We start from the raw sequence: 24,665 nt of genomic DNA, 5'->3' as shown, positions 1-24,665 counted from the left end.
CAACATGTCCAGATATCGCATTGATTTTGTCGTTGTTTTTCTCGTAGGTCTGGTTGTAGCCGGTTGGGTCGGCGCCGGCTATATCGTGTCGAATCCGCTGGCGCTCGCTGTCACGCTGCTGGTCGCCGCCTGCTATGTGGCGGGCGCGCTGGAACTGCAGCGCTATCAGGAGGCCACTGCGACGCTCACGCGCGCACTCGCGGAATTGTCCGAGGCGCCGTCCCGGCTCGGCGTCTGGCTCGAACGTCTGCATCCCGGTTTGCGCAACCCGGTGCGCCTGCGCATCGAAGGCGAGCGCGTCGCGTTGCCGGGCCCGGCGCTCACGCCGTACCTCGTCGGGCTGCTGGTGCTGCTCGGCATGCTGGGCACGCTGCTCGGCATGGTGACGACGCTGCGGGGCACGGGCGCCGCGCTCGAAAGCGCGACCGATCTGCAGGCGATCCGCGCGTCGCTGGCCGCGCCCGTCAAGGGCTTGGGCTTTGCGTTCGGCACCTCGATTGCGGGCGTGGCGACCTCGGCGATGCTCGGCTTGCTGTCGGCGTTGTGCCGCCGCGAGCGCGCCCTCGCCGCGCAACTGCTCGACACGAAGATCGCGACCACGTTGCGCGCCTTTTCGCAGAGCCAGAAGCGCGACGAAACCTTCAAGCTGTTGCAGCGTCAGGCGGACACGATGCCCGTGCTGGTCGACCGCCTTCAGACGATGATGACGGCCATCGAGCAGCAGAGCCTCTCGCTTAACGAGCGGCTGATCTCGAACCAGCACGCCTTTCATGGACGCACGGAAGCGGCGTATGCGCGGCTGGTGTCGACGGTTGCGCAGTCGTTGAAGGACAGCGCGGCGGAAAGTGCACGCGCGGCGAGCGCGGCGTTGCAGCCGGCGATGGAAGCCACGATGACCGGCCATGCGCGCGAGATGGCGTCGCTGCGCGAGACCGTCGAGCATGCGGTGCAACGTCAGCTGGATGGTTTGACGACCGGCTTCGACGCGTCCACTGCGAACGTTGCGAAGCTATGGAACGAGGCGCTCGCAGGACACCGGAGCGCGAGCGAGTCGCTCGCACAGGATCTGCGCGTGTCGCTGGAAGGCTTCAGCCAGACTTTCGAGCAACGCTCGGCCACGCTGCTGGACGGCGTGTCGGCGCGCCTCGATACGACGGCGGGCCAGGTATCGAGCGCGGCGGAAAGCGCCCGCGCGGCAGGCGCAGCATTGCAGCCGGCGATGGAAGCCACGATGGCCGCTCACGCGCTCGAAATGACCGCGTTGCGCGGTACGGTCGAGCAGGCGGTGCAGCGTCAACTGGACGGCCTGTCGAGTGGCTTCGAGTCGACCACGGCGAACGTGGCGAATCTATGGAGCGAGGCGCTCGAAGGACACCGAAGCGCGAGTGAGTCGCTCGCGAAGGATCTGCGCGCATCGCTGGAAGGCTTCACGCAGACTTTCGAGCAGCGCTCGACGGCTCTGCTGGACGGCGTGTCGACGCGCCTCGATGCCACGGCGGGACAGGTTTCTCAAGCATGGACCCATGCACTGACCCAGCAGGAGCGCACGGGCGAAAAGCTCGCGGAACACAATCGCGACGCGCTCACGACGGCGGCATCCGCCTTCGAGCAACATTCGGCAGCACTGTTACGCGCCGTCGATCAGTCACACGCTGGTTTGCAGGACGAACTGGCGTCGCGCGACCAGCAGCGTCTGGACGCATGGAGCGCATCGCTCGAAACGGTCGCGGCGACGTTGAGCCAGAAGTGGGACGAAACGGGCGAGCGCACCGCGAGCCGCCAGCAGGAAATCTGCGACACGATCGCGCAAACCGCGCGCGATATCTCGGCGCAGACGCAGGCTCACGCGAGCGGCACGATCGCGGAAATTTCGCGGCTGGTGGAGGCCGCGTCGGAAGCGCCGCGCGCGGCGGCGGAAGTCGTCGCCGAACTGCGCCAGAAGCTCTCGGACAGCATGGTCCGCGACACCGCGATGCTCGACGAGCGCAGCCGTCTGCTCGCCACGCTCGAAACGCTGCTCGACGCCGTGAATCACGCATCGACCGAACAGCGCACGGCCGTCGATGCGCTCGTCGCGACGTCGGCGGGATTGCTCGAGCGCGTCGGCTCGCAGTTCAATGACAAGGTCGAAACCGAAACCCGCAAGCTCGGCGACGTGGCCGCGCAGGTGGCGGGCAGCGCCGTCGAAGTGGCGAGCCTTGGCGAAGCGTTCGGCATGGGCGTGCGGCTGTTCGGCGAATCGAACGACAAGCTGATGGCGCATCTGCATCGTATCGAGGCGGCGCTCGACAAGTCGCTGCTGCGTAGCGACGAACAATTGGCGTACTACGTGGCACAAGCGCGGGAAGTGATCGACCTCAGCATGCTGTCGCAAAAGCAGATCGTCGAAGACCTGCAACAGCTGGCGGGGCAGCGCGCATCGGCTGGAGCCGACGCGGCATGAACGACGATATCGACGGCGGCGTCGAGCCGACGACGCCCATCTGGGCCGCGTTCAGCGATCTGATGTCGGTGTTGCTGGGCGCGTTCGTGCTGATTCTGGTCGGCGTGATCGGCGTGCAGCTGGAACTCTCGGCGCGGCTCGACGACGCCGTCAAGCAGCGGCAGATGGAAGCGCAACGCCGCAAGACGCTGGAGCAGGCGCTGGCCGGGCCGCTCGCGGCCGGGCGCGTGACGCTGGTCAACGGGCGCATCGGCATCAGCGGCAACGTGCTGTTCGCGCTGAACTCCGACCAGTTGCAGCCGCAGGGGCGCGATCTGCTGAAGAGCCTTGCCGGGCCGTTGTCCGCGTATCTCCGTTCGCACGATGAAATCCTGATGGTCAGCGGCTTTGCCGACGATCAGCAGGTGCGGTCGAGCAACCGGCGCTTCGCGGACAACTGGGAACTGTCGGCGCAGCGCGCGCTGACGGTGACGCGTTCGTTCATCGATGCGGGTATTCCTGCGTCGTCGGTGTTCGCGGCGGCGTTCGGCTCCGAGCAGCCCGTCAGTTCAAACGCGGATAGCGAAGGGCGGGCGAAGAACCGCCGCGTTGAAATTGCGGCGGTGCCGAGGCCCGCGTCATCGGGCGGCGGAAAACCGTGAGTAACAACGCAAGCGCGAGCGACGCGCAGACCACGCTCGACGCCTGGCGCGAGCAGGGCGACGACCGGCTCGATCCGCTGCGCTTTCATTTCATCGATGCATTGGCGCGACGCGCCGCCGCTCACGAAGGCGAAGCGCGCCGCATGCTCGACGCGCGTCTGTCAACCTTGCTCGAAGCCTATGCCGCCGATCTCGCCAGCCGTGGTGCATCGACGGCGCAGGCGTCCGAGTGCGCCGCTGTGCCGTGCAAGGCAACGCGTGGACCGCTCGCGGAACTGGTCGATTACCTCGCGAGCCATCCGCAGGCAGGTGACGAACGCGTCGCGCTCAGTGTCGCCGTTCGCTCCGAATTGAAGGCGCTCGATTACTTTCGCGAAACCTGGTCCAAGGTCAGTGCCGAGAAACAGGTGCGCGTATCGCTTGAACAGGTGCCGGGCAATGCCGGGCCGCTCAATTCGAGCAGTCTCGTGCATCGCTCGCTGTCGCTGATGCGCGAGTTGTCGCCGGGCTATCTGCAACAGTTCCTGGCGTACGTCGATGCGCTGTCGTGGATGGAGCAGATCACGGGCGGCGCGTTGCCAGTCAAGGACGCGCCGCGCGCCGCGAGCGCGAAGAAGGGCGCGCGCGGCAAGTCGCGCTAGGCACTTTGTCGCTTCAGGCCGTATCGGCCTGCTTCTTGTACTGCGACGCAAGCTTGTCCTGCTGGTTCGGCGGAACAGGATCGTAATGGCTCAATTCGATGCTGTAATTGCCGTGCCCGCCCGCAATCGCGTTAAGGCGCGACTGATAGTCGGCCAGTTCCGATAGCGGCACTTTCCCCGCCACGACCACAGCGCGGCCCGCCAGATTGCGCGTGCCCTGCACCTGCGCGCGACGCGACGACAGATCGCCGATGATGTCGCCCATCGTCGTCTCGGGCGTCATCACCTCGATGTTCACGATCGGTTCGAGCAGGATCGGTTGTGCCTTGAGCACGGCATCGATGAACGCCTTGCGGCCCGCCGTGACGAACGCGACTTCCTTTGAATCGACAGGATGGCTCTTGCCGTCGAACACGGTGATACGCACGTCCTGCATCGGAAAGCCCGCAAGCGGGCCGTTTTCGATCACCTGCAAGATGCCTTTTTCGACGGCGGGCATGAACTGGCCCGGAATCGCGCCGCCCTTCACGGCATCGACGAATTCATAGCCCGCGCCGCGCGGCAACGGCTCGACGCGCAGCATCACTTCGCCGAACTGTCCTGCGCCGCCCGTCTGCTTCTTGTGCCGATGATGTCCTTCGGCCTTGGCGCCTATGGTCTCGCGATACGCGATCTTCGGCGGCCGCGTGATGACGCCGAGCTTGTATTGATCGGCGAGCCGCTCCAGCATGTGCCGCAGATGCAATTCGCCCAGTCCGCGCACGACGGTCTCGTTAGTGCCGACGGGATGTTCGATTTTCAGGCAAGGGTCTTCCGCCGCGAGCTTTTGCAGGATTTCCCACAGACGCTGCTCGTTGCCGCGCCGCTCCGGCTCGATGGCGAGGCCGTAGATCGGCGTCGGGAAGGCGAGCGGCGCGAGATGGATGTTGCCGTCTTCGGGCGCGTCGTGCAGCACGGCGTCGAACGAAATCTCGTCGATCTTCGCCGTCGCGCAGATATCGCCGGGTCCCGCCTGCGCGATCTCCTCGTGGTCCTTGCCCTGCAACAGCATCAGATGCGCGACGCGAAATGGCTGGCGTGCATCGCCGATGTAGAGCTGGCTGTCGCGCCGCACCGTGCCCTGATGGATACGGAACACGGCCATCTTGCCGATGTACGGGTCGATCACGATCTTGAACACATGCGCGAGCACATGTTTGTTGGGATCGGGCTCGGCTTGCACCGTCTCGCGCCGTCCATCGACATCGCGATAGAAGAGGGGCGGATTGCCTTCGAGCGGATTGGGCAACAGCTTGACGAACACGTCGAGCAGTTCACGGATGCCCGCGCCCGTCGCCGACGACGTGAAGCACACGGGCACCAGATGCCCTTCGCGCAATGCGCGCTCGAACGGTTCGTGCAGCTGTTCCGGCTGGACCGCTTCGCCCTGTTCGAGATACAGCTCCATCAGCTTCGCGTCGAGTTCGATCACCTGATCGACTAGCGCGTTGTGCGCGGATTCCACCGTCAGTAGATCGGATTCGCCGGACGGATTGAAGAAGCAGTCGACCACGGCGCTTGCACCTTGCGCGGGCAGGTTGATGGGCAGACAGTCCTTGCCAAAGGTCTCCTGAATCTCTTCGAGCAGACCGGGCAGATCGACCTTGTCGCCATCGATGCCGTTCACGACGATGATCCGGCACAGCTTGCGCGCCTCCGCCCACGCCATCATGCGGCGTGTGGTCATTTCGATGCCGGTGCGCGCGTTGATGACGATCGCGGCGGTTTCGACGGCGGGCAGCGCGCTGATGGAAAGGCCGGAGAAGTCGGGATAGCCGGGCGTGTCGGCGAGGTAGATGCGGGTGTCCTGGTAATGCAGATGGGCGATCGCGGAAGAGAGCGAGTGGTGGTATTTGCGCTCCAGCGGATCGAAGTCGCAGACGGTCGAGCCTCGGTCGACGCTGCCTGCCGCATGGATCGCGCCACCTTCTTTCAGCAGCGCCTCGATCAACGAGGTCTTGCCGCAACCTGCGTGGCCGACCAGCGCGATGGTACGGATGGCTTCGGGTGGGTAATCCATGGCCGTCCTCATTCTGCGACAGTTATTGGGCCATTATTGGTGAAAATGGCGCCGCCTGCCACAAGACACGCGCGAATTTGCGAATTCGTGTATGTTGCGGCGCGGTAGAAAACGATCGCGCCTGTTTCTGATAAGGTGGCCCGATCCTCTAAACATTCATTGGATCCGCAACACATGACGCAACAACTCAGAATCGATTTTGTCTCCGATATCGCCTGCCCGTGGTGCGCGATCGGGCTTTCGTCGCTACAACTTGCGCTGTCGCGTCTCGGTGAAGCGGTGAATGCCGAGATCGTCATGCATCCGTTCGAACTGAATCCGCAGATGGGGCCGGAAGGCGAGGCGATCGTCGATTATCTCGGCAAGAAATATGGCCGCACGCCGGCGCAGATCGAAGAGACGCAGGCGATGATCCGCGAGCGCGGCGAGAGCGTCGGCTTTGCGTTCGGGCCGCGCAACTATGTGTACAACACGTTCGATGCGCATCGGCTGCTGTATTGGGCGGGTGTCGAAGGCAAGCAGTTGCCTTTGAAGCTCGCGCTGTTGCAGGCCTATCACGGCGACGGCAAGGACCCGAGTAATCGCGACGTGCTGGTCGAAGCCGCGCAATTCGTTGGTCTCGATGCCGCGAAAGCGCGTGACGTGCTGAACGGCAACGACTATGCCGAAGAAGTGCGCGCAGAAGAGCAGCAGTTCCAGTCGATGGGCATTCAGTCGGTGCCGTCGATCGTTTTCAACCAGAAGTATCTGGTAACGGGCGGGCAGCCTGTCGAAGCATTCGAACAGGTGATTCAGCAGATTCTTGCTGAAGAGAAAGCGGGCGCGTAGTCGCTTTCTCCTGCCTCAACTATCAGAAGTATTTGGTCGCGCCCGCATACACCGCGAAATGCGGAGCGTACTGCGGCGCGCCGACGCCGATGCCCGAACCGTCGCGAAGTTCGTAGACGCGGTTGAAGGCGTTGACGACGAGCAAGCGCGCGTCGAACTTGCCGATCAGCGGCTGGTTGAAATGCTGGATCACCCCGAGGTTGACCTGCGTATAGACGGGCAGACGGTCCGTGTTGGCGAAGCCGCTGCGTAGTCCGCTGCCCACGAGTCCGTCGAACGTGAAGGTGGTTCTGCCGAAATCATACGTGCCGCCGAACGAAGCCGTCACGCGCTGGTCGTGATCGAGAAACACCCAGTGGCTGTTGATGAAGGCCAGTTCGTCGGGATCGAAATTGAACTGCGCCGAACTGATCTGCTTGCCCTGCGCCCGGCTGTACGCGAGGTTCAGATAAGCGGAAACATTGTCATGCCTGAAGTTCGCGGTGAATTCGACGCCGTATGTTTTTCCGTATTGATAGTTGAATGGCGTGAAGATCAGGGCCGAGCCGAATTGCCCTTCGTCGAGCAGATTGGTCGACTTCTTGTAGTACGCATCGAGCCCGAGCGTGAGCGCCGAACCAACCTTTTGGGTGACGCCGATATCGAAGTAGTGGCTGCGCTCGGGTTGCACGGGATCGTTCTGACTGGACGGACTCTGGTTCGTCGTGCCGTTGAACTTCGAGATCGTCGAGCCGGATACCAGCTCGAATGCGGGCGGCGTGAAATAGCGCGCGTAGCCGGCATGTACGGTGGTCGTCGGCGTGAGCGTGTAGACCATGCCGATGCGCGGGCTCAACTGGCTCGCACTCGTGTATTCGTCCATCCGGTCGTAACGCAGACCGTAGTTCAGCGTGAGACGGTCGGTGAGCTTCCATTCGTCCTGCGCATAGAGGCTGTACAGGTAGCCCGTTTTGCTGCTGTTGTCCTGAATGTTGAACGGTTGATCGGAAAGCTGGTTGCCGTTGTCATCGACGGCGAAGACGTTCACGCTATTGTTGAATACCGCGTGCTCCTGCTGGAAGAACAGGCCTGCGCGCACCGTGTGCTTGTCGTTCAGACGCCAGGTGGTATCGACTTGTGCGCCGTTGGCCGAGTTGCTGTGAAAGTCCTGCGCCGCGACGCCGTTGAACATCAGGTCGCCGATTGGGTCCGGGTTGAACTGCGTGCGCGTGTAGCGCGTGAAAAACGCGACCTGATAATCGAATGCGCCGCCGTTCGTGCCTTGCAACGAAATGGCCGCGAAGTTGTTCAGCTCGGATTGGGTTTCGTTGAGCTGCGATGAATCGAATGTATTGTTGCCGTTGAGCGTGAAGCTGGTTAGCAGACCGGGCGTATTCGGGATCTCGAACTGGTTGCTGGTCGTGCCGAATAGCAGGCTCACGCGTGTCAGCGGATTGATGATGTACGACAGATAGCCGAACGCGTCGCCTTGTCGCGTGTGATCGTGAATCGCGTTGGCGCTCGCGGTCGGGTTTTCGATGCCCAGATTGTTCATGCCCAGCGAGCCGCTCAGATAGTAGCTGAACGGCCCCTTGCTGCCATATACGTCGGCGCTCGTCTTGATGGTCTGATGGCTGCCGCCGAAGACATCGATCGAGCCGCCGTTGCCCGTGTCGCCGGATTTGGTGCGGATATCGATAATGCCTGCTGTCCGGTAGCCGTATTGCGCGGGCAACGCGCCCGTCAGCAGACTGACCTGATCGATGATGCGCGTGTCGAGCGACTGGCCAAAGCCGCTGATCGGCTCCGGAATGATGATGCCGTTGATCCGGTATTGCAGGTTCGCGTGATCGCCGCGTACGTGCAACTGGCCGTATGAATCCGCTGCCACGCCTGGTGCTTGCAATAGCACCTGATTGAGCGGCGTGTTCTGGCCGGCGGGCAGGGCGTCGATGTCGTCCTGTGTGAAGCGGTAGACGCTGCTGCCCGTCTCGGGCAACAGGCCGTTGCGAACGTCGTCGAGGCGTTTGGCGCTCACCTTCACATCGCTCATTTCGGTTGGGTCGGCGATGTTCTCTGTCGATGCGGAAGAATCTGTAGCCGCCGTTGCCCGGGAAGCGGCACTAAACAGAAGCAGCGTGGCGTACATCACGTGAGCGTGTTTGCGCATTTTGTTTTGATTTGCTGTCGTTGAGATCTTGTTCGATTCGTTTTGATAGCGCGAGCGCATCCGATCCATAGGAATCCTATGAATGAGGCATGGAACAGCTTGGTTTTCGAATTGCTTACGCGATGGCGGATTGCGCCGTTGAAACGGTTGTAGTTGTGACGCGCCGTCCGCTCGTTGTGACGAGAGGCAACGTCGGCGATGTTATAACATAACACTCATACGATACAAGCGCTGCATGCCGTCTGAGAGACGCGCTGTCCGCCTTGCCATTGCAAGCCGATTGCAAGAAAAAAATCTGACGACGCGACGGAATAAGCATCGATCGACTGCGTTAGCCCCTATGTCGCGGTGCCTGACGCGGGCGCACGCGCATTGCCCGTCGCGGATCGCATGGCGTCGGCAACAACAACTTCAAACCTGGAGTGGTCTTGAGTCACAACACGGTTCAACCGGGGTGGGTGCGGATTACGCACTGGATCAATGCTTTGGCCGTCGTGCTGATGGTCATGAGCGGCTGGCAGATCTACGATGCATCGCCGATCTTTCCCGTCATCCAGTTTTCTCCATCGATCACGCTAGGCGGCTGGCTTGGCGGCGCGCTGCAATGGCACTTCGCAGTGATGTGGCTGCTGGTGGCGAACTTCATCGTGTATCTGGCGGGCAATCTTGCGTCGGGCCGCTTTCAGCGCAAGCTGTTGCCGCTCAAACTGAAGCAGCTTGCCGCCGATCTGCTCGCCGCCTTGCGCGGACGTCTGAAGCACGACGACCTCGCGCAGTACAACGCTATCCAGAAGCTCGCCTATCTCGTGGTAATCGCCGATATCGTGCTGATCGTGCTGTCGGGGCTCGCGGTGTGGAAATCCGTGCAGTTTCCGCTGCTGCGCACGCTGATGGGCGGCTATGACAATGCGCGCATCGTGCACTTCGTCTGCATGAGCGTGCTGGTCGCGTTCTTCGTCGTGCATGTGGTGATGGTCGCGCTCGTGCCGCGCTCGCTGCTGCTGATGATCCGGGGGCGCTGAATCATGACGATCCGCAAGCGCACCCCGCAGCCAGGCTCTTTTCTCGCGACGCACGGCGAGTCGATCATCCGCGATGCACAGCGCGAACTCAAATCACCCGCGCGACGACTGTTCGGTCAGAGGCTGCTGACGCTCGGTGGCATCGCGCTGCTGTCCGGTTGCGATCTGACCAACGACAAGGCAGTGAACACGGCGCTGCGCCGCATTTCGTTTTTCAACGACGACGTGCAAGCCCTGCTTTTCAACCCAAAAGAACTCGCGCCGACCTATCCCGAGTCAATGATCACGCGGCCGTTCCCGTTCAACGCGTTCTATGACATCGACGAGGTGCCCGAAGTCGACGCCGCGTCGTACCGCTTGCAGGTAAGCGGACTCGTGCACGGGAAGCGCGTGTGGACGCTCGACGAACTGCGCGCGCTGCCGCAGGAAAGCCAGATCACGCGTCATATCTGTATCGAAGGATGGAGCGCGATCGGGCATTGGGGCGGCGTTCGCTTCTCCGATTTCCTGCGCCGCGCAGGCGCGGATACTAGCGCGAAGTATGTGTCGCTACGTTGCGCGGACAACTATTGGACCAGCATCGACATGCCGACCGCGCTGCACGCGCAGACGCTGCTCACGCTCACTTACGACAACGACGTGTTGCCGCCCAAGTACGGCTTTCCGATGAAACTGCGCATGCCAACCAAACTCGGCTACAAGAACCCGAAACATATCGTTGCCATCGAAATCACGAACCAGTACCCGGGCGGCTACTGGGAGAACCAGGGCTACAACTGGTTCGGCGGTTCGTGACGCAATGACGTTGTTCTCTCGCTACACCTAAACCAAACCGTTGGGAGCTTCCATGTCTTTCCGCATCAAACTCGGCGCCACACTTCTGACAGCCACGCTTGCCACGGCTGCGTTCGCGCAGGCGCCCGCGACCAAGCCCTCGCGCATCCGCGGCGAAATCGTGTCACTCGACGGCGACACGCTCAAGGTTCATCGCCGCAGCGGCGACACGGTGTCGATCGAAGTGAAGCCGGCCGTGACCGTGTCGGCCGTCAAGGCAATTCAACTGTCCGATATCAAGCCGGGCACGTTCATCGGCACGGCCGCGACCACGGGCACGGACGGCAAGCTGACGGCAACGGAAGTCGTGGTATTCCCGGAGTCCGCGCGCGGCACGGGCGAAGGGCACTACGACTGGGACCTCGGGCCGAACAGTTCGATGACCAATGCGAACGTCGACACGGTGGTGCAGAGCACCAGCGGGCGTGATCTGAAGCTGTCGTACAAAGGCGGCAGCAACGTCGTGACCGTACCGCCCAACGTTCCCGTTGTGACGTTCACGCCTGCCACGCACGGCGATCTGACGCCGGGCAAGAAGGTGTTCGTCGTTGCGACGCCGGCTTCGCAAGGAAGCTACGTCGCACAGCGCGTCGTGGTCGAGAAGGATCGCGTTGCGCCGCCGATGTAATTGCTGCGAGCGCCGTTCGAGCATTCAAGCCTTGAGCGGCGCTATTTAATTTCGCCAATTATTTTCGATTTTTGTTATCGGCTGCGACGCTAAGATCGACGCAGCCGTAATAAAAGGGGCGAAAAAAATGGCGAGTACCTTGAAGCTGCCGGCGTCGGCCAATTCCGCAAAATCCTTAAAGATCGACGCCATTCGTTTCCTCGCGGCGTTCTGGGTACTGATGTACCACTTCAAGCCGCCCCTTTTCAAGGAACTCCTGCCGCATCGGCTTTCGTTTCTGGGCGGGGCGTTGTGGTCCGGATCGACCGCATTGTTCGCCGGGCCTGCCGCTGTCATTGTGTTCTTTGTGATTTCCGGTTATTGCATTCACGCCGCATATTACAAGGACGTCGCGCTCAAACCAGTCAACTATTACGCGTCGCGATTCATCCGTATTGGATTGCCACTCGTCGTTCTGCTTTGCATCGTTCAGCCATTGCCGGCGGGACAGAACTATCTGGAATCGGTGTTGTGGTCGCTTTACTGCGAGATGGTGTATTACGCGGTTTATCCGCTTTTGCGGCCGCGCTTTCACTATATTGGCGAAATGATCGTCGGGTGTGCGCTGATGGCGGCTGCGATGGTCGCGTGCGTGCGGCTGTTCGGGCATCCCGTTTGTCACAGTTGCGTCTATGAAACCTATCGCGTTCCGGGCACGGCGTTGCTGTACGCGGCCGGCTGGATTTCTGGCTGCCTGATCGCGGAGACGCAGCGCAACGCTGCGCAGTTTCAGATTCGTGGCGCGTATTCGCCGCTGACGATGGCGATGAGGCGCGGTCTGGACGCAAGCACGCGTCTGCTTGCCAACCATCTCGTCGTGCTGAGGACGGTGGTCGTTGCCGCAGGCGCAGCCGTGATGATTCTGCTGTCGGAATCGAGTCTCAAGCCGGCGATGCTGCCGTTGATCACACCGGATATCACGCTGCCAGTATTTCAGATCCTCGCGGCGATCTGGATCGCGACGGAAACCGCAACGCCGTCTAACTCGCGCTTGTGGACGATGCTGGCTGCATGCGGCGCGTGGTCGTACAGCCTTTATCTTTGCCACAAGACCGCGCTGGCGCTACTTGAAATGACGACATTCGACGAAGCCTCGCGCTACGCATGGTTCGTCGAAGTGGCGCTGGCCTTCGCGATCAGCTACGCGTTCTACCGGATTATCGAAAAGCCTTCGCACGTCATTTCGCAGCGGCTGCGAAAGTACACACCGGACGTGCCGGGCGCGCCCGCGGCCTGAACCGCAGCGGCGCTGCCCTTGTGCAAGGACATTACGGCGTCCAGCGATAAACAACGATGCTCGATCCGTTGTAGTTGTCTTTCGTGACCACATACTCGCCCGTCGATCTGACGTACGCCCGCAGGCCGTACATCGAGTCGACATCGTTGCCGACGTCCAGATTGCCGGGGTTCGAATTGGTCAGCGTTATGTCGAGGCGGCCCGTGGTGAGATTGAACGCGTCGATGTTCGGCACCGTGTGCACGTATCCGACGAACAGATAGTTGCCCGCCGCCGTCATCGACTTCGCATTCGCGCTGGTGAGATTGATCACCGGGTCGGGCCGCGTCATATTGCCTGCGCTCCAGCCGTGATACACCTCGATCCGCGTGTTCATCGCGGTCCAGTCCCAACTGCCCGCGATGCCTTGCGCGAGTATCATCGTGTCGCTTTCGGCGAGATAGATGAGACGCGTCAACGGGCGGATGCTCATCGGAATCGGCAGTGCGATGCCGGGTCCCCATGCTGGCTTGCCGTATCCATCGAAACCCGTCAGCGGATAGTGATAGATATGATTCGTACGATCGAGCCCGGCCCACACGTCGCCTTTGCTGTCGATACTGAATCCGCCCGTCACCGGCCGCGTCGTATTGAACGAGACACCGGGCAGCGAAGCATCCGGCACCGCGATATACCCCTTCGACGGTTCGAAATGGAAGAAGTAGAAGATGGCCGGGTTCTGCCCTGACGCGACGAGTATCCGGTTGCCGCCGACGCTGGCGAGCTGGCCGAAGTGTTCGTCGCGTTGCGTGTCGTTGACGTTCAGGCGCGGATCGTCCGGATACGAGAAAGGATCGACCGTATTCGCGACGAAGGTGCCACCCGCCGTGCCCGAATAGATGTTCGTGCCGCTATAGAACAGCACGCCGTCCGTCACGGGATCGGGCGCCGCGACGGCTTCGAAGTTGAGCGACTGCAGCTTCCACATCAGGTTGCCTGCGCTGTTGTACGCGTGAATGTCCGTGCCGCTGTTGCGGCCGAGATCCCAGCCGCCGCCCCACGGATTGTTGAGCACATACAGGTTGTCAGCCGAGTCCTTGCCGATGCCTTCGATACGCGTGAAGCGCTTGTCGCCGACCTGGCCTTTGATGCCCGCCGTCGTGTCGAGATAGCCGCCCTGAACGCCGAATGTGCCCGCCAGTTGCGGGGCGCCTGTGACGCTGTAGAGCTTGATGTTCATGTCGGGGCCTTCGTCGCCGACCATCAGCAGACCCGTCGATGCATCGAAGTACAACGCGGAAGGACGCGAAGTCGCGGGCATCTGGATCGTGTTCAGCAAGGCGCCCGTGGGACCGTATTCGACGATTGCGCTCGCGCTCTTACGCGCCACCCAGACATTGCCCGCGCCATCCAGCGCGAGCGCACCGGGCCCAGCGACGCTAAAGTCCTGCTGCCACGCGCCATCCGTCGTGAAGACGCGCACGCGATTGCCGAAGAAATCGCTCGCATAGAGCAGCGAGCCGGCCGTCGCGAGTCCCGTGATCGCATCGGCGCGGGTGACCGCGTTCCATGTGCTGACGTTGATGACGAGATCGCGTGTGCCCGTCGCGCGGTTGTAGCGGCCGACGCCGCCGCTGCCGTATTGCGTGCCTGCCTGCATCGCCGCGAAGATCGACGTCGCATTGCCCGTAATCGCGCCGCCCTGGAACTCGCTATGGATACCAATCGATCCGATGCTTTGTCCGTTCTGGTAGATCGCGACGCCGCCTTCGTTCTCGTCCCACATCGAAGCCGTATAGACGACACCTTCGGGCGCGACCCACATCGAACGCGCCGCGTTGCCGACGTGCGCAGCGAGCGTGCCATATGTATTCGCGAGCCAGTCGGTCGTGTATTGCGCATGACAGACGGAAACGATCATTGTAATGAATGTGCCGAAGAACAGGGCGTGTAGTCGTATTCGTCTGTTGTGCATGCGATAGGTTTTCCTGACGTCGATCGATCGGATAATTGAGTAAATCGTGCATTGGCGATGCACGAAATTTTAAGTGCCTGTTTATTCAAACGGGTATCGATATCCGAACGTGAGTGCAGAAAAAATAACGTTCCATGCTGCACGCATGGACAGCACACATGCGCGATACGAAAAACCCTTCAATCGATGCATGCCGCACTAGAATGGGTTACTGCCATATGCGTTTTCGCGGCGATGCGGTTTTGCATCCGCATCCCATTCATCCGCATCGGAGAATCAGCATGCCGACCTACCAGTATCGTTGCGAGAGTTGTGGGGAAAAGTTCGAGCACGCGGAGCACGTCGCAGAACATGCGACGGCGCAGCTGAAATGTCCTAAATGCGGAAGCGACAAGGTGCAGCACGCACCGACGCCTTTCGTCGCGAAGACGTCGCGCAAAAGTTGAGCGCGTGGCATAGCGGGAGGCACGCAGATGCAACCATGCGACGCATGCAAGGCTTTAGCCGGAAAGCCGTCGTCGACGCCGCCGCATGGCGATTTGAGCGCGATGGGTTCTGACGCGAGGGTGTCGCCGGCGTCTCCTGCCGAACGCTATGACGAATACCGTTGCACGGTGTGTGGTAACTGGATGCTTAGAAACACGCCTGGCATCTGGTCGCTGCGCAATCCGTCGGGCGCATCCACCGTGTGAACGTGCGACGTTCACCGGCGGCATTTTCTGATCGAGGTCGTGATGGCATGGCTTGTCATTCTGCACGGCGCGTACTGGCGCAACGTTTCACACGACGTATTCAGCGAGCATCCGAAAGAGGACGACTGGAGCCAGTTGATGTGCGACACCTTCGACGCAAGCGAAGGCATGTGCGAAGCGGAAGTCGATGGCCTGAAAATCCTGATTCCACGCAATACGGTGATTGCCGCCGTGAACCTGCAGGATCGCGAACAGGCAAAAGGTTTTGCCTTGCCTGCACGCGATGGGCACGATCATCGTTGACGTCGCACATCGATGCCTGTCGGCGGCCATGCTGATGTTCACACCATCGGCGTGGCTTACCGTAGCAATCGCCTTATCTTTCCTTCAGGTGCTGTCGGCTGCGAATTGCCGTTAGCGCTTCCGCCTGCCGATCGACTCGATCAGGTCTTCGCCGTCGCGACGCTGTTCGACGACGATGTCAGTCTCCAGCGCTGCCTGACGGATGCGCGCTCAACGGAATCTTGCGTGAGTAACATATACACGCGACCAGCACGAGCGGCCAAAATTACGGCATGATGCGTCACCTGCCGCTTGCGTCGCGTTTACCTGACTCAAGCCCCGCATTTTTTTGCCGTTAATTCAGAGAGCAAAGCTTGCCCCGCGATGGGCCGGAATGCAGCGTCCCGATCACGGCCGAGCCATGTCCGAGAAAATTTCCATGTTCGATTCGCTACTGGCGACGCCCACGCCAGAGAAGGCCGTTGTCAGCCCGTCGGTGCGCGCAGCGCTGCTGTCCGCGCTATTCGACAACGCATGGCCGTTGTTCCTGTCGGGCATCTCCAGCATTTTCGTGGCGGCTGTCGCGTGTTTCCGGCTGCATCAGACATGGACGACGCTCTGGCTGATCGCCGATATCGCCGTGCTGGCCGCGCGCCTCGGGATCGTGCGCCTCTATGTGGCGCGCAGCCGCATCGGTGACGTCCATCCCGGCCCGTGGGCCGCCCGCTACGCGCCCGTCAGCCTGATTGCCTGCCTGCTGCTCGGCCTCGGCACGGCGGCGTGCTTTCTGTCGCCGGACAAGGAACTGGCCACGCTCGCGATCATGGTCGCGGCAGGCATTCTAGGCGGCATCGCGTCGCGCAACGCGGCGCTGCCGCGGCTTGCAATCGCGCAGATCTTTCTCGGCACGGTGCCCATCGGCGTTGGCGCGCTGATCGCGCCGCAAAGCGGCGCATGGATTCTCGTGCCGCCGCTCATCGCGTACAACGCGGCGATGGTGTCGGTCGTGCGACGCCACTACAACGGCCTCGTCGCGCTGATGACGGCCGAACAGCGGCACGCCGAACTGGCCGCGCGCTTCGATGCCGCGTTGGCCTACATGCCGCATGGCCTGTGCACCGTCGACGGAGCGGGCAAGGTCGTGATCGCGAACCGCCGCACGGCGGAGCTGTTCGGCGCGACCGTCGAGATGCTCAAGCTCAATGTGCCGCTGCCCGAGTTCATCGGCAACGTCGGCATCGCGCAGTTCGGCGGGACGCTGCGCAAGCGGCTCGTCGAACGGTTCAGCGCATGGCTCGGCGACGAGCGCAGCCCGATGGGCCTCGAACTGCAGGACGGCCGCCAGTTGGAATTGACCCGCAACCCGGTCCCGGACGGCAGCGCCGTCATCATCATCGAGGACGTGACCGAACGGCGGCAGACTGAGGCGAAGATCCTGCACCTCGCGCGGCACGATGCGCTGACGGGCCTGCCGAACCGCCGCGAACTGCGCGACCGGCTGGAGCAGATCCTGGTGGACCGGGCACGGATGAAGGGCGATGCGATCGCGATGATGTATCTGGACCTGGACGGCTTCAAGCAGGTCAACGACCGGCTCGGCCATTGCGCGGGCGACGAGGTGCTGGAGACGGTCGCCTCGCGGCTGTCGCGCGTGCTGCGTCCGGGTGAACTGGTCGCGCGGCTGGGCGGCGACGAGTTCGCGATCATCGCCGACCACACCACGCTACCTTCCGTCGTCGCGCTGGCTCAGCGTGTGATCCGCGACATCGCGCTGCCGTACCATCTGTCGACGGGCGAGGCCGTCAGCATCGGTACGAGCGTCGGCATTGCGCTGGCGGCGAACGACGATTCCGTCGATGGCCTGATCCGGCGGGCGGATCAGGCGCTGTACAGCGCGAAGCAGGCGGGCCGGGGCACGTATCGCGTGGCGAACGCGTAGGTTGACGGCGCCCGCTTCGAAGCGCCAGCGCTACGCCAGCGCGACGACGGCGATCTCGACCAGCAGTTCCGGCGCGGCAAGCCTCGCCTCGACGGTCGCGCGGGTCGGCGCACAGCCGGCCGCGACCCACGCATCCCACACGCTGTTCATCCCCGCGAAATCGCGCTCGATATTCGCGAGCCACACCTGCGCCGACACGAGACGGGTTTTGTCGATGCCCGCCTTCTCCAGAAAGCCGTCGATTTTCGCCAGCACACTGGCCGTCTGGATCTTCACATCAGGCGCGTGATCGCTCGACGTCTGACCGCCGATGAACACAAGCCCCGCTGCCTTGACGACACGGCTCATGCGCTGATTTGTTTCGATTCTCACGATATCGGACATACGCTGGTTTGCTCCCTGGTTGAAGTGTTAAAGCGCGCGCTACACAAGGCGCGCATGAATCAATGAGCGACGGCGCTCGCCGTCCGTTCGGAGACGGCCTGCTGCGCGAAGCGGTCGATCGCGAACGCGTCGAGCGGCAACGACGCCTCGCCGTCCAGCACCAGCTCGGAGACGAGCCGCCCGCATGCCGGCCCGAGCTGAAAACCGCTGCCGCAGTAACCGAACGAGTAGACGAGATTCGACGCACGGCGGCTCGTCGAGATCACGGGCAACGAATCTTCGGTGAAGGCTTCGACGGCCGCCCACGCGCGATTCACGCCGAGATGCCGCAAATGCGGAAACAGATCGACGACGGTATTCGCGCTGCGCACGAGGCGCGCGAAGTCCACCTCGCCATGCCTGCCATCGAGGTCGGCAATGCCGATCAGCTTCCCGCCGATCACAACGGTGCCGTTGTCGAACTGCTTGAACGACAGCGGCCGGCCCGTTGCGCCGAGTGTCGCGCGGCAGAACGGCGCGACGCGATGCGTGACCATCAACATTAGCCCTTCGGGATGAACGGGCACGCGTTCGCCGACCTGCTCGGCCAGTTGGCCCGCCCACGCGCCCGCCGTGATGACGAGCTTTTCCGCGCTGAACGTGCCGCGCGGCGTCTGCGCAAGCCAGCGCGTGCCACGCTGCTCGATGCGGGTAACGGGCGTGCCTTCGAAGAACTGCGCGCCGTGTCGCTGCGCTGCGAGCCGGAAGGACGTCGTGGTCCTGAACGGCAGTGCATAGCCGTCGCGTTCGACCCAGATGCCGCCCGTCACATGCGGCGCGAGCGCGGGTTCGAGTTCGAGCAAAGTCGCGCGGTCGATCAGCTTTTCGTGCGTGAAACCATGCGCTTCGAGCAGGGCGACGCGTTCGCGGCATTCGTCGAGTTCGGCCTCCGTCTCGGCGATCTTCAACTGGCCGGACGGCACGAAGCCGCCATCGTCGCCGATCGTGTCGCGCAACGTGTGCCAGATTTCGCGCGACATCAGCGCCAGCGGAATTTCCGGCACAGGCCGTCCGAGCGTGCGCACGCCGCCCGCGTTGACGCCCGACGAGTGCCGCGCGACGTAATCGGCTTCGAGCACGATCACTCTCGCGCCGCGAGCGGCCAGATGAAACGCGCTGCTCGATCCGTGCAGGCCGCCGCCGATCACTAGCACGTCGGCTTCACGCGTGGCGGCGGAAGGGGACATGGCGGCGTCATTCTTCACCGGCGAGTTCTCCAAGTGTGAGCGGCTTGATGGGCGGACGGATGCGGTAGTAGCCGATTTCGCCCGGCGGCACCTTGCGCGCGTCGGCGATGATTTCGGTGACGGTGAGCCCGCACATGCGGCCCTGACACGGCCCCATCCCGCAGCGTCCAAATGACTTCGCCTGGTTCGGCCCGACGCAGCCCAGTTCGACGAAGCCGCGCACGTCGCCCGCCGTCACTTCTTCGCAGCGGCAGACGATCACGTCGTCGCGCGGAATACGGTTCGCGTCGCGCGGGCGGTACAGGCTGTCCAGAAACGGACGGATGCGCCTCACGTTCGCCAGCGCCCGGCGATGCGGCACGGCTTCGCTGTCGCGTGTGGCCGCGTCGATCGCGCCAAGCTGGCACACGGCCTGGAGCGCGCTCAACGCGCCCTGTTCGGCAGCAGCAAGCGCGCCGCCGATACCCCCGCCGTCGCCCGCGATAAAGATGCCCGGCACGTCGAGTTCGCCCCATGCATCCGTGGTCGGTGCGAAGCATAGCTGCGCCGTGTCCCAGTGGTGTTGCGCGCGCAGCGAGAGCGTAAATTGCGTGTTCGGCACGACGCCCTGATGCAGCAAGATCACGCTGGCTTCGACCTTGTGCGCGCGGCCCTGCGTCGTGAAGCTCAGCGCGGCCGCGCGCTCGACGCCGTCGGCGTCGTGCTTCGATTCGACGCGCAGATCGTCGGCGGCCTCGAAGATCGGGACACCGGCGTCGCGCAGCGTGCGGATCAGTTGCAGCCCCTTGCCGAGAAACGGCCACGCGCGCAGCGCGGACAGCAGATGCTTCTTCGCGCGCCAACGGTCTTCGTGACGCGTCGTGTCGACGAGCGCGCGGATCGGCACGCCCGCTCTCACGTACTGCCAGCCGAGCAGATAGAGCAGCGGGCCGCAGCCAGCGAGAACGGGCGGCTCGGCAGGCACTTCGCCTGCGCTTTTTAGCAGGATCTGCGCGGCGCCCGCCGTCAGCACGCCGGGCAGCGTCCAGCCGGGAATCGGGAACGGCCGCTCCAGCGCGCCTGTCGCGAGAATCACGCGCTGCGCGTCGAAGCTGCTGACCTTGCCGTCCTTCAGATAGTGCACGGACCGCTCGCGCGTGACCTGCCACACGGACGCATGCGCGACATGCCGCGCGCCGGAGCGCGCGAACGCGTCGGCAATCGAAGCGCCCGCTGCGTAGTCGGGCCGAGTATCTCCTTGCGGCGTGCGTCGGCGCGGCCAATCGCGCGATAAATCTGCCCGCCGACGGCATCCTGCTCGTCCAGCAGCACGACGGAAAGACCGGCGCGCGCCGCACGCGTTGCCGCGCTCATCCCGGCGGGACCGGCGCCGACCACGACCACGTCGACGGCTTCGGACACAAACTCTGCGGCGTGTTCAGCGGCCATGAGCATCCTCCAGCGAAACAGCGACGGGCGGCAGATCGCGTGCGCCTTCCTGCGAGCGGATGCGCATGCCGTCGCGCACGGTCACCATGCAGCTTTGCCGGCTCGGCACGCCGTCGATCTCGACCAGACACTCGAAGCACGCGCCCATCATGCAATACGGTGCGCGCGGCGCGCCGGACACAGGCGTCGCGCGAAACCGCGCGATGCCGGCAGCAAGCAGCGCCGCGGCCACCGACCGGCCGCCCGGCACGCGCAGCGGCTGATCGTTGAACCAGATATCGACGGGCGCATCGGCGCCGGGCAGGGCCTTGAATAGCGGTGTGGAAGTCATGTCGGAATCAGTGAGCGGGAATGAGAGCAGGGGATTCTGTGAAGCGCGTGCCCGAAAATGCGGGCAGCTCGTCGGGCATGGCGCCGCCGGTGATCCACGGTGCGATGCGCAGCGCGTGCGCGGCGGCGAGCGTCACGCCGCTGTGGCAGGTGACGACGAAGGCGCCCGGATGCCGCGCGGACTGGTCGTAGATCGGAAAACCGTCCGGGCTGTAGACGCGCAGCGCGGCCCAGGTGCGAACCAGCCGCACGTTCTTCAGCCACGGGAACGCGCGCACGCCACGCCGCGCAATGTCGGACAGTACGTGCGTGGTGGTGAAATCGTTCAGGCCGACTTCTTCCATCGAATCGCCGAACTGCATGGTGCCTTCGTCCGTTTGCCGGACGTTGAGCGTCGGGTAGTGCAGGAACGGCGCGACGCGCTCGCTGATCAGCACCTGCCCGCGATTCGGCGCGACGGGCGCGTGCAGCCCGACATGCGGCGCGAGCGCGCGATTGCCGAGACCCGCCGCGAGCACCACGCGCGCCGCGCGATACGTGCCGCGTTTGCCCTGCACCGCGAAGCCGCCGCTGTCGGGCGTGATGCGCAGCGCTTCCTCGTTGCTGACCAGCGTCACGCCGCGCCGCTGCATGCCTGTGTGCAGCGCGCGCAGCAGCTTGAGCGGATTGACGTGTCCATCCATCGGCGTATAGCTCGCGCCGATCACGTCCGGCCCGATCTGCGGCAGGCGCTCGCGCACCTCGCGCGCATCGAGCAACTGATACGGGTAGTCGCCCAGCTCGCGTTGCAGCGTGCCGAGCCGCTTCGCGCGGTCGGCGAGGTCGTCGTCGGAGAAACAGAAATGAAAGCCGCCGGGCTGGCGCAGCGCGACGTCGATACCCGTTTCGTCGAGCAGCGCCGCGGCGAGCGCGGGCCAGCGCGTGGCCGAACTGCGCGACCAGCGCGCGTAAGGCGACAGGCCATAGCCCTTGCCCTGAATCCAGACCAGCCCGAAATTGCCGCGCGACGCGCGAAACGCGCCGTCGTCCTGATCGAGCACGGTCACTTGCGCGCCCTCGCGCGCTAGGCCCCAGGCGACAGCGGAACCGACCAGCCCGCCGCCCAGCACGAGCACGTCGGGGTTGGCGGATGAATTGCGGGTCATCGTGCTTCTCCGATCAGAATGCGGTCCAGTCCGACCATGCGGTCGAGCAGCACCATCAGCAGAACCGTGCCGACGATCAACACCGCCGAAACAGAGGCGACGAGGGGATCGATGGTCTGCGCGATCTGGTTGTACATGGCGACGGGCAGCGTGGTCGTGCCGGGCGTCGCGACGAAAATGGTCATCGTCAGTTCGTCGAAGCTCTGGATGAACGACAGCACCCAGCCGCCCGCGACGCCCGTGCGGATCATCGGCAGCACGACGCGGCGAAACGCGGTGAAACGGCTCGCGCCGCACGACAGCGCGGCGCGCTCGGCATCGCGGTCAAGCCCGACGGCGGAAGACAGCGCGAGCCGCAGCGCATACGGCAGCACGACGATCACGTGCGTCGCGACGAGCGCCCAGAACGAGCCGCTCAGATGCAGTAGCGACAGGAAGCGTAGGAACGCGATGCCGAGCACGACGGCGGGAATCATCATCGGCGAGAGGAAGAAACTCATCAGCGCCGCGCGGCCCGTGAAGCGGTAACGCGCAATCGCGAGCGCGGCAGGCACCGCGAGCGCGACGCCGATGGTCGCCGCCGCGAACGCGAGCCGCACGGACAGCCAGAACGCCGACACGATGTCGCCATTCTCGAGGATCGCGCGAAACCAGCGCAGCGACGCGCCGTCGAACGGCATCGAGATGAAGCCCTTGTCGGTGAACGCCACCAGCAGCACGACAACCAGCGGCGCGAGGATGAAAGTCAGGAACAGCGCGTTGAACAGCAGGCCCCAGAATCCGTTCTGTTTCATGGCGTCACTCGAAAATGTGCTTGAAGCGGCGTTCGGCGAGACGGCTGCAGCCCATCACGATCGCGACGTTCGCGATCAGCAGCAGCACCGCGATGCTCGCGCCGAGCGGCCAGTTCAGCGTGCCGAGGAATTCGTCGTAGGCGGCCGTCGCGACGACTTTCAGACGGCGTCCGCCGATCAGCGCAGGCGTCGCGAAGGCGGAAGCCGACAGCGCGAACACGATGATCGAGCCGGACAGCACACCGGGCATGATCTGCGGCAGCACCACGCGGCGAAACACGCGCAGCGGCGAGCCGCCCAGCGACAACCCCGCCCATTCCACTTGCGGATCGAGCTTTTGCAGCGTGGCCCACACGGACATCACCATGAACGGCACCAGCACATGCGTGAGCGCGATGATCATGCCCGTCATCGTGAAGACGAGGCGGATCGGCTCGGACGTGATGTGCAAGGCCTGCAATGCGTTGTTGAGCACGCCGTTGTTGCCGAGCAGAATCTGCCAGCCGAGCGTGCGCACCACGACGGAGATCAGCAGCGGCCCGAGCACGATCAGCAGGCACAGCGACTGCCACGGCCGTTTCATGCGCGCGAGCACGATCGTTTCCGGCACGCCGAGCAGCACGCTCAGCAGCGTCACCGCGAGCGCGAGGCCCGCCGTGCGCAGGAAGATTTCCGCGTAGTACGGATCGCTCACGACCTCGGCGTAGTTCTTGAGCGTGTACGCGGTCTGCACGCCCGCCACGTCGCTGAAGACGCGAAACGACAGCAGCAGCGTCAGCACGAGCGGCACGAGCAGCAGTGCGCCGAACAGCAGCAGCGCGGGCGCGGACAGCAGCCACGGCGCGGCGCCCACGCGCGAGTCGTCAAGCGTTGCCATGGGCGCTCTCCCGGGTCAGCACGCGCAGATCGTCGTCGGTGAAAGCGAGCCCGACTTCGTGGCCTTCCTCGGGCGGCGGCGCGCCGAAATTCGGCTGCGCGACACGCAGCATGCCGAGTTCGGTGTCGACTTCGAGCAGCCATTGGTTGCCGATGAACACGCGGTTCGCGATGCGCCCGTGCATGCGGGCATCGCCATTCGCAAGGCGCACTTTCTCGGGACGGATGTATACGTGTACCGCGCCTTCCACATCGCGGCCTTCGTGCGGCACATGCAGCGTCGTGCCCGCGACGTCCACGACTGCGCAGCGCGGATTGCGCCCCCGCACTTCGCCCGGCAGCGTGTTGGTGCGGCCGAGAAACGTCGACGCGAACGGCGTAGCGGGGCGCTCGTACGCATCGAACGGCGTGCTCAGTTGCGCGATGCGCCCTTTGTGCAGCACGGCGATACGATCGCTCATCGTCATCGCTTCGACCTGGTCGTGCGTGACGAGGATCGTCGTGATGCCGAGGCGCTTCTGGATCGCGCGCAGTTCGATGTGCATTTCCTCGCGCAGCTTCGCGTCGAGATTCGACATTGGCTCGTCGAGTAGCAGCAGTTCGGGGCGCATCGCCAGAGCACGGGCGATGGCGACGCGCTGGCGCTGGCCGCCCGACAGTTCTTTCGGATAGCGCGTGTCGAGTCCCTTCAGACGCACGAGATCGAGCGCTTCGGCGACGCGCACCGCGCGCTCGTCGCGCTTCATGTTGCGCATCTCCAGGCCGAAGCCGACATTGCCGGCCACCGTCATGTGTGGAAACAGCGCGTAGCTCTGGAACACCACGCCCATGCCGCGCTTTTCGGGGCGCTCGTGCGTGATGTCGCGGCCGGCGAGCGTGATGCGGCCCGCGCTCGGCGTGACGAAGCCAGCAATCATCTGCAGCGTGGTCGTCTTACCGCAGCCGGACGGGCCGAGCAGCGACAGAAACTCGCCGCGTTCGACGGACAGATCGAGATGCTCGACGGCGGTGAAGTCGCCGTAGCGCTTCGAGAGGCCTTGCAGAGTGAGGAAGGTCATAAGCGGCGGTACTGTGCGGATGCGGGCGTTGCGGCT

At 63.6% G+C, this 24,665-nt stretch carries 21 protein-coding genes and 1 pseudogene; 11 read left to right on the top strand and 11 right to left on the bottom strand.

The window, feature by feature from the left end; translation table 11 throughout:
- Positions 1-4: 4 nt before the first annotated feature.
- Genes H1204_RS32190 through H1204_RS32180 form a run of 3 tightly spaced genes read left to right on the top strand, consistent with a single transcriptional unit; the run spans position 5 to position 3,725 of the window.
- Complete coding sequence (locus tag H1204_RS32190; protein ID WP_180734580.1) at positions 5-2,443, top strand: DUF802 domain-containing protein; 2,439 nt, start codon at positions 5-7, stop codon at positions 2,441-2,443.
- Entirely contained in the window at positions 2,440-3,084 is a 645-nt protein-coding gene (locus H1204_RS32185; protein ID WP_180734579.1) for an OmpA family protein, read from the top strand. Before H1204_RS32190 ends, H1204_RS32185 begins: the two co-directional genes overlap by 4 nt.
- Positions 3,081-3,725 (top strand): DUF2894 domain-containing protein, encoded by a 645-nt coding sequence (locus H1204_RS32180; protein ID WP_180734578.1) that lies wholly within the window; start codon positions 3,081-3,083, stop codon positions 3,723-3,725. Before H1204_RS32185 ends, H1204_RS32180 begins: the two co-directional genes overlap by 4 nt.
- 13 nt (positions 3,726-3,738) lie before the next feature.
- Here H1204_RS32180 and fusA read toward each other — a convergent pair whose 3' ends face one another.
- Positions 3,739-5,784, bottom strand: coding sequence for an elongation factor G (gene fusA / locus H1204_RS32175; protein WP_180734577.1), 2,046 nt, complete (start codon positions 5,782-5,784; stop codon positions 3,739-3,741).
- A gap of 174 nt (positions 5,785-5,958) precedes the next feature.
- On the opposite strand from fusA, the gene H1204_RS32170 reads away from it, so the two are divergent.
- Positions 5,959-6,612 carry a DsbA family oxidoreductase gene (locus H1204_RS32170; RefSeq protein WP_180734576.1) on the top strand — a complete coding sequence of 218 codons (654 nt, stop codon included), beginning with the start codon at positions 5,959-5,961 and terminating at the stop codon, positions 6,610-6,612.
- Positions 6,613-6,634: 22 nt separating this feature from the next.
- Here H1204_RS32170 and H1204_RS32165 read toward each other — a convergent pair whose 3' ends face one another.
- Positions 6,635-8,830 carry a TonB-dependent receptor gene (locus tag H1204_RS32165; RefSeq protein ID WP_180734575.1) on the bottom strand — a complete coding sequence of 732 codons (2,196 nt, stop codon included), beginning with the start codon at positions 8,828-8,830 and terminating at the stop codon, positions 6,635-6,637.
- A 359-nt stretch (positions 8,831-9,189) separates the two neighbouring features.
- On the opposite strand from H1204_RS32165, the gene H1204_RS32160 reads away from it, so the two are divergent.
- The 4 genes from H1204_RS32160 to H1204_RS32145 all read left to right on the top strand — a co-directional run bounded on the left by H1204_RS32160 (position 9,190) and on the right by H1204_RS32145 (position 12,521).
- Entirely contained in the window at positions 9,190-9,783 is a 594-nt protein-coding gene (locus H1204_RS32160) for a cytochrome b/b6 domain-containing protein (protein ID WP_180734574.1), read from the top strand.
- Positions 9,784-9,786: 3 nt separating this feature from the next.
- Positions 9,787-10,578 (top strand): molybdopterin-dependent oxidoreductase, encoded by a 792-nt coding sequence (locus tag H1204_RS32155; protein ID WP_180734573.1) that lies wholly within the window; start codon positions 9,787-9,789, stop codon positions 10,576-10,578.
- A 52-nt stretch (positions 10,579-10,630) separates the two neighbouring features.
- Positions 10,631-11,245, top strand: coding sequence for a hypothetical protein (locus tag H1204_RS32150; protein ID WP_180734572.1), 615 nt, complete (start codon positions 10,631-10,633; stop codon positions 11,243-11,245).
- Positions 11,246-11,372: 127 nt separating this feature from the next.
- Entirely contained in the window at positions 11,373-12,521 is a 1,149-nt protein-coding gene (locus H1204_RS32145) for an acyltransferase (protein ID WP_180734571.1), read from the top strand.
- A gap of 31 nt (positions 12,522-12,552) precedes the next feature.
- On the opposite strand, the gene H1204_RS32140 is transcribed toward H1204_RS32145, so the two are convergent.
- A complete protein-coding gene (locus H1204_RS32140; protein ID WP_243468979.1) occupies positions 12,553-14,421 on the bottom strand; it encodes an SMP-30/gluconolactonase/LRE family protein in 1,869 nt (622 codons plus the stop codon).
- 335 nt (positions 14,422-14,756) lie between these two features.
- Between H1204_RS32140 and H1204_RS32135 the strand changes: the two genes are divergently transcribed.
- The 3 genes from H1204_RS32135 (at position 14,757) to H1204_RS32125 (ending at position 17,388) form a co-directional block, all read left to right on the top strand.
- Positions 14,757-14,921, top strand: coding sequence for a zinc ribbon domain-containing protein (locus H1204_RS32135; RefSeq protein WP_007585164.1), 165 nt, complete (start codon positions 14,757-14,759; stop codon positions 14,919-14,921).
- 288 nt (positions 14,922-15,209) lie between these two features.
- Entirely contained in the window at positions 15,210-15,470 is a 261-nt protein-coding gene (locus tag H1204_RS32130) for a hypothetical protein (RefSeq protein WP_180734569.1), read from the top strand.
- A gap of 400 nt (positions 15,471-15,870) precedes the next feature.
- Positions 15,871-17,388: a sensor domain-containing diguanylate cyclase gene (locus tag H1204_RS32125; protein WP_180734568.1), complete on the top strand. Its 1,518-nt coding sequence runs from the start codon at positions 15,871-15,873 to the stop codon at positions 17,386-17,388.
- Between the two features lie 30 nt (positions 17,389-17,418).
- Here H1204_RS32125 and H1204_RS32120 read toward each other — a convergent pair whose 3' ends face one another.
- The 8 genes and pseudogenes from H1204_RS32120 to H1204_RS32085 all read right to left on the bottom strand — a co-directional run bounded on the left by H1204_RS32120 (position 17,419) and on the right by H1204_RS32085 (position 24,629).
- Positions 17,419-17,772: a RidA family protein gene (locus H1204_RS32120; RefSeq protein WP_180734567.1), complete on the bottom strand. Its 354-nt coding sequence runs from the start codon at positions 17,770-17,772 to the stop codon at positions 17,419-17,421.
- A gap of 59 nt (positions 17,773-17,831) precedes the next feature.
- A complete protein-coding gene (locus H1204_RS32115) occupies positions 17,832-18,998 on the bottom strand; it encodes an FAD-binding oxidoreductase (RefSeq protein WP_180734566.1) in 1,167 nt (388 codons plus the stop codon).
- Positions 18,999-19,005: 7 nt separating this feature from the next.
- A pseudogene (locus H1204_RS32110) lies at positions 19,006-20,411 on the bottom strand (FAD-dependent oxidoreductase); the annotation flags it as partial.
- 4 nt (positions 20,412-20,415) lie between these two features.
- On the bottom strand, positions 20,416-20,757 hold the full coding sequence (locus H1204_RS32105) for a (2Fe-2S)-binding protein (protein WP_180734565.1): 342 nt from the start codon (positions 20,755-20,757) through the stop codon (positions 20,416-20,418).
- Positions 20,758-20,764: 7 nt separating this feature from the next.
- Positions 20,765-21,901, bottom strand: a complete 1,137-nt coding sequence (locus H1204_RS32100) for an FAD-dependent oxidoreductase (RefSeq protein WP_180734564.1) — start codon at positions 21,899-21,901, stop codon at positions 20,765-20,767.
- Positions 21,898-22,695 (bottom strand): ABC transporter permease, encoded by a 798-nt coding sequence (locus H1204_RS32095; RefSeq protein WP_180734563.1) that lies wholly within the window; start codon positions 22,693-22,695, stop codon positions 21,898-21,900. The genes H1204_RS32100 and H1204_RS32095 overlap by 4 nt, the downstream gene beginning before the upstream one ends.
- A 4-nt stretch (positions 22,696-22,699) precedes the next feature.
- The gene (locus H1204_RS32090; RefSeq protein WP_180734562.1) at positions 22,700-23,572 is read right to left on the bottom strand and encodes an ABC transporter permease; all 873 of its coding nucleotides are present in this window, start codon (positions 23,570-23,572) and stop codon (positions 22,700-22,702) included.
- On the bottom strand, positions 23,559-24,629 hold the full coding sequence (locus H1204_RS32085) for an ABC transporter ATP-binding protein (RefSeq protein WP_180734561.1): 1,071 nt from the start codon (positions 24,627-24,629) through the stop codon (positions 23,559-23,561). The genes H1204_RS32090 and H1204_RS32085 overlap by 14 nt, the downstream gene beginning before the upstream one ends.
- Positions 24,630-24,665 lie beyond the last annotated feature (36 nt).

It is taken from the genome of Paraburkholderia sp. PGU19, assembly GCF_013426915.1.
In the GTDB taxonomy this organism is placed as follows: Bacteria; Pseudomonadota; Gammaproteobacteria; order Burkholderiales; family Burkholderiaceae; genus Paraburkholderia.
This window is presented reverse-complemented; position numbering and strand designations above follow the sequence as displayed.

Excerpts from the sequence above, each read along its gene's own strand:
- H1204_RS32190 (WP_180734580.1), top strand. The coding sequence starts at position 5 with ATGTCCAGATATCGCATTGATTTTGTCGTTGTTTTTCTCGTAGGTCTG.
- H1204_RS32185 (WP_180734579.1), top strand. The coding sequence starts at position 2,440 with ATGAACGACGATATCGACGGCGGCGTCGAGCCGACGACGCCCATCTGG.
- fusA (WP_180734577.1), bottom strand. The coding sequence starts at position 5,784 with ATGGATTACCCACCCGAAGCCATCCGTACCATCGCGCTGGTCGGCCAC.
- H1204_RS32170 (WP_180734576.1), top strand. The coding sequence starts at position 5,959 with ATGACGCAACAACTCAGAATCGATTTTGTCTCCGATATCGCCTGCCCG.
- H1204_RS32165 (WP_180734575.1), bottom strand. The coding sequence starts at position 8,830 with ATGGATCGGATGCGCTCGCGCTATCAAAACGAATCGAACAAGATCTCA.
- H1204_RS32155 (WP_180734573.1), top strand. The coding sequence starts at position 9,787 with ATGACGATCCGCAAGCGCACCCCGCAGCCAGGCTCTTTTCTCGCGACG.
- H1204_RS32150 (WP_180734572.1), top strand. The coding sequence starts at position 10,631 with ATGTCTTTCCGCATCAAACTCGGCGCCACACTTCTGACAGCCACGCTT.
- H1204_RS32145 (WP_180734571.1), top strand. The coding sequence starts at position 11,373 with ATGGCGAGTACCTTGAAGCTGCCGGCGTCGGCCAATTCCGCAAAATCC.
- H1204_RS32140 (WP_243468979.1), bottom strand. The coding sequence starts at position 14,421 with ATGATCGTTTCCGTCTGTCATGCGCAATACACGACCGACTGGCTCGCG.
- H1204_RS32135 (WP_007585164.1), top strand. The coding sequence starts at position 14,757 with ATGCCGACCTACCAGTATCGTTGCGAGAGTTGTGGGGAAAAGTTCGAG.
- H1204_RS32130 (WP_180734569.1), top strand. The coding sequence starts at position 15,210 with ATGGCATGGCTTGTCATTCTGCACGGCGCGTACTGGCGCAACGTTTCA.
- H1204_RS32125 (WP_180734568.1), top strand. The coding sequence starts at position 15,871 with ATGTCCGAGAAAATTTCCATGTTCGATTCGCTACTGGCGACGCCCACG.
- H1204_RS32120 (WP_180734567.1), bottom strand. The coding sequence starts at position 17,772 with ATGTCCGATATCGTGAGAATCGAAACAAATCAGCGCATGAGCCGTGTC.
- H1204_RS32115 (WP_180734566.1), bottom strand. The coding sequence starts at position 18,998 with ATGTCCCCTTCCGCCGCCACGCGTGAAGCCGACGTGCTAGTGATCGGC.
- H1204_RS32105 (WP_180734565.1), bottom strand. The coding sequence starts at position 20,757 with ATGACTTCCACACCGCTATTCAAGGCCCTGCCCGGCGCCGATGCGCCC.
- H1204_RS32100 (WP_180734564.1), bottom strand. The coding sequence starts at position 21,901 with ATGACCCGCAATTCATCCGCCAACCCCGACGTGCTCGTGCTGGGCGGC.
- H1204_RS32095 (WP_180734563.1), bottom strand. The coding sequence starts at position 22,695 with ATGAAACAGAACGGATTCTGGGGCCTGCTGTTCAACGCGCTGTTCCTG.
- H1204_RS32090 (WP_180734562.1), bottom strand. The coding sequence starts at position 23,572 with ATGGCAACGCTTGACGACTCGCGCGTGGGCGCCGCGCCGTGGCTGCTG.
- H1204_RS32085 (WP_180734561.1), bottom strand. The coding sequence starts at position 24,629 with ATGACCTTCCTCACTCTGCAAGGCCTCTCGAAGCGCTACGGCGACTTC.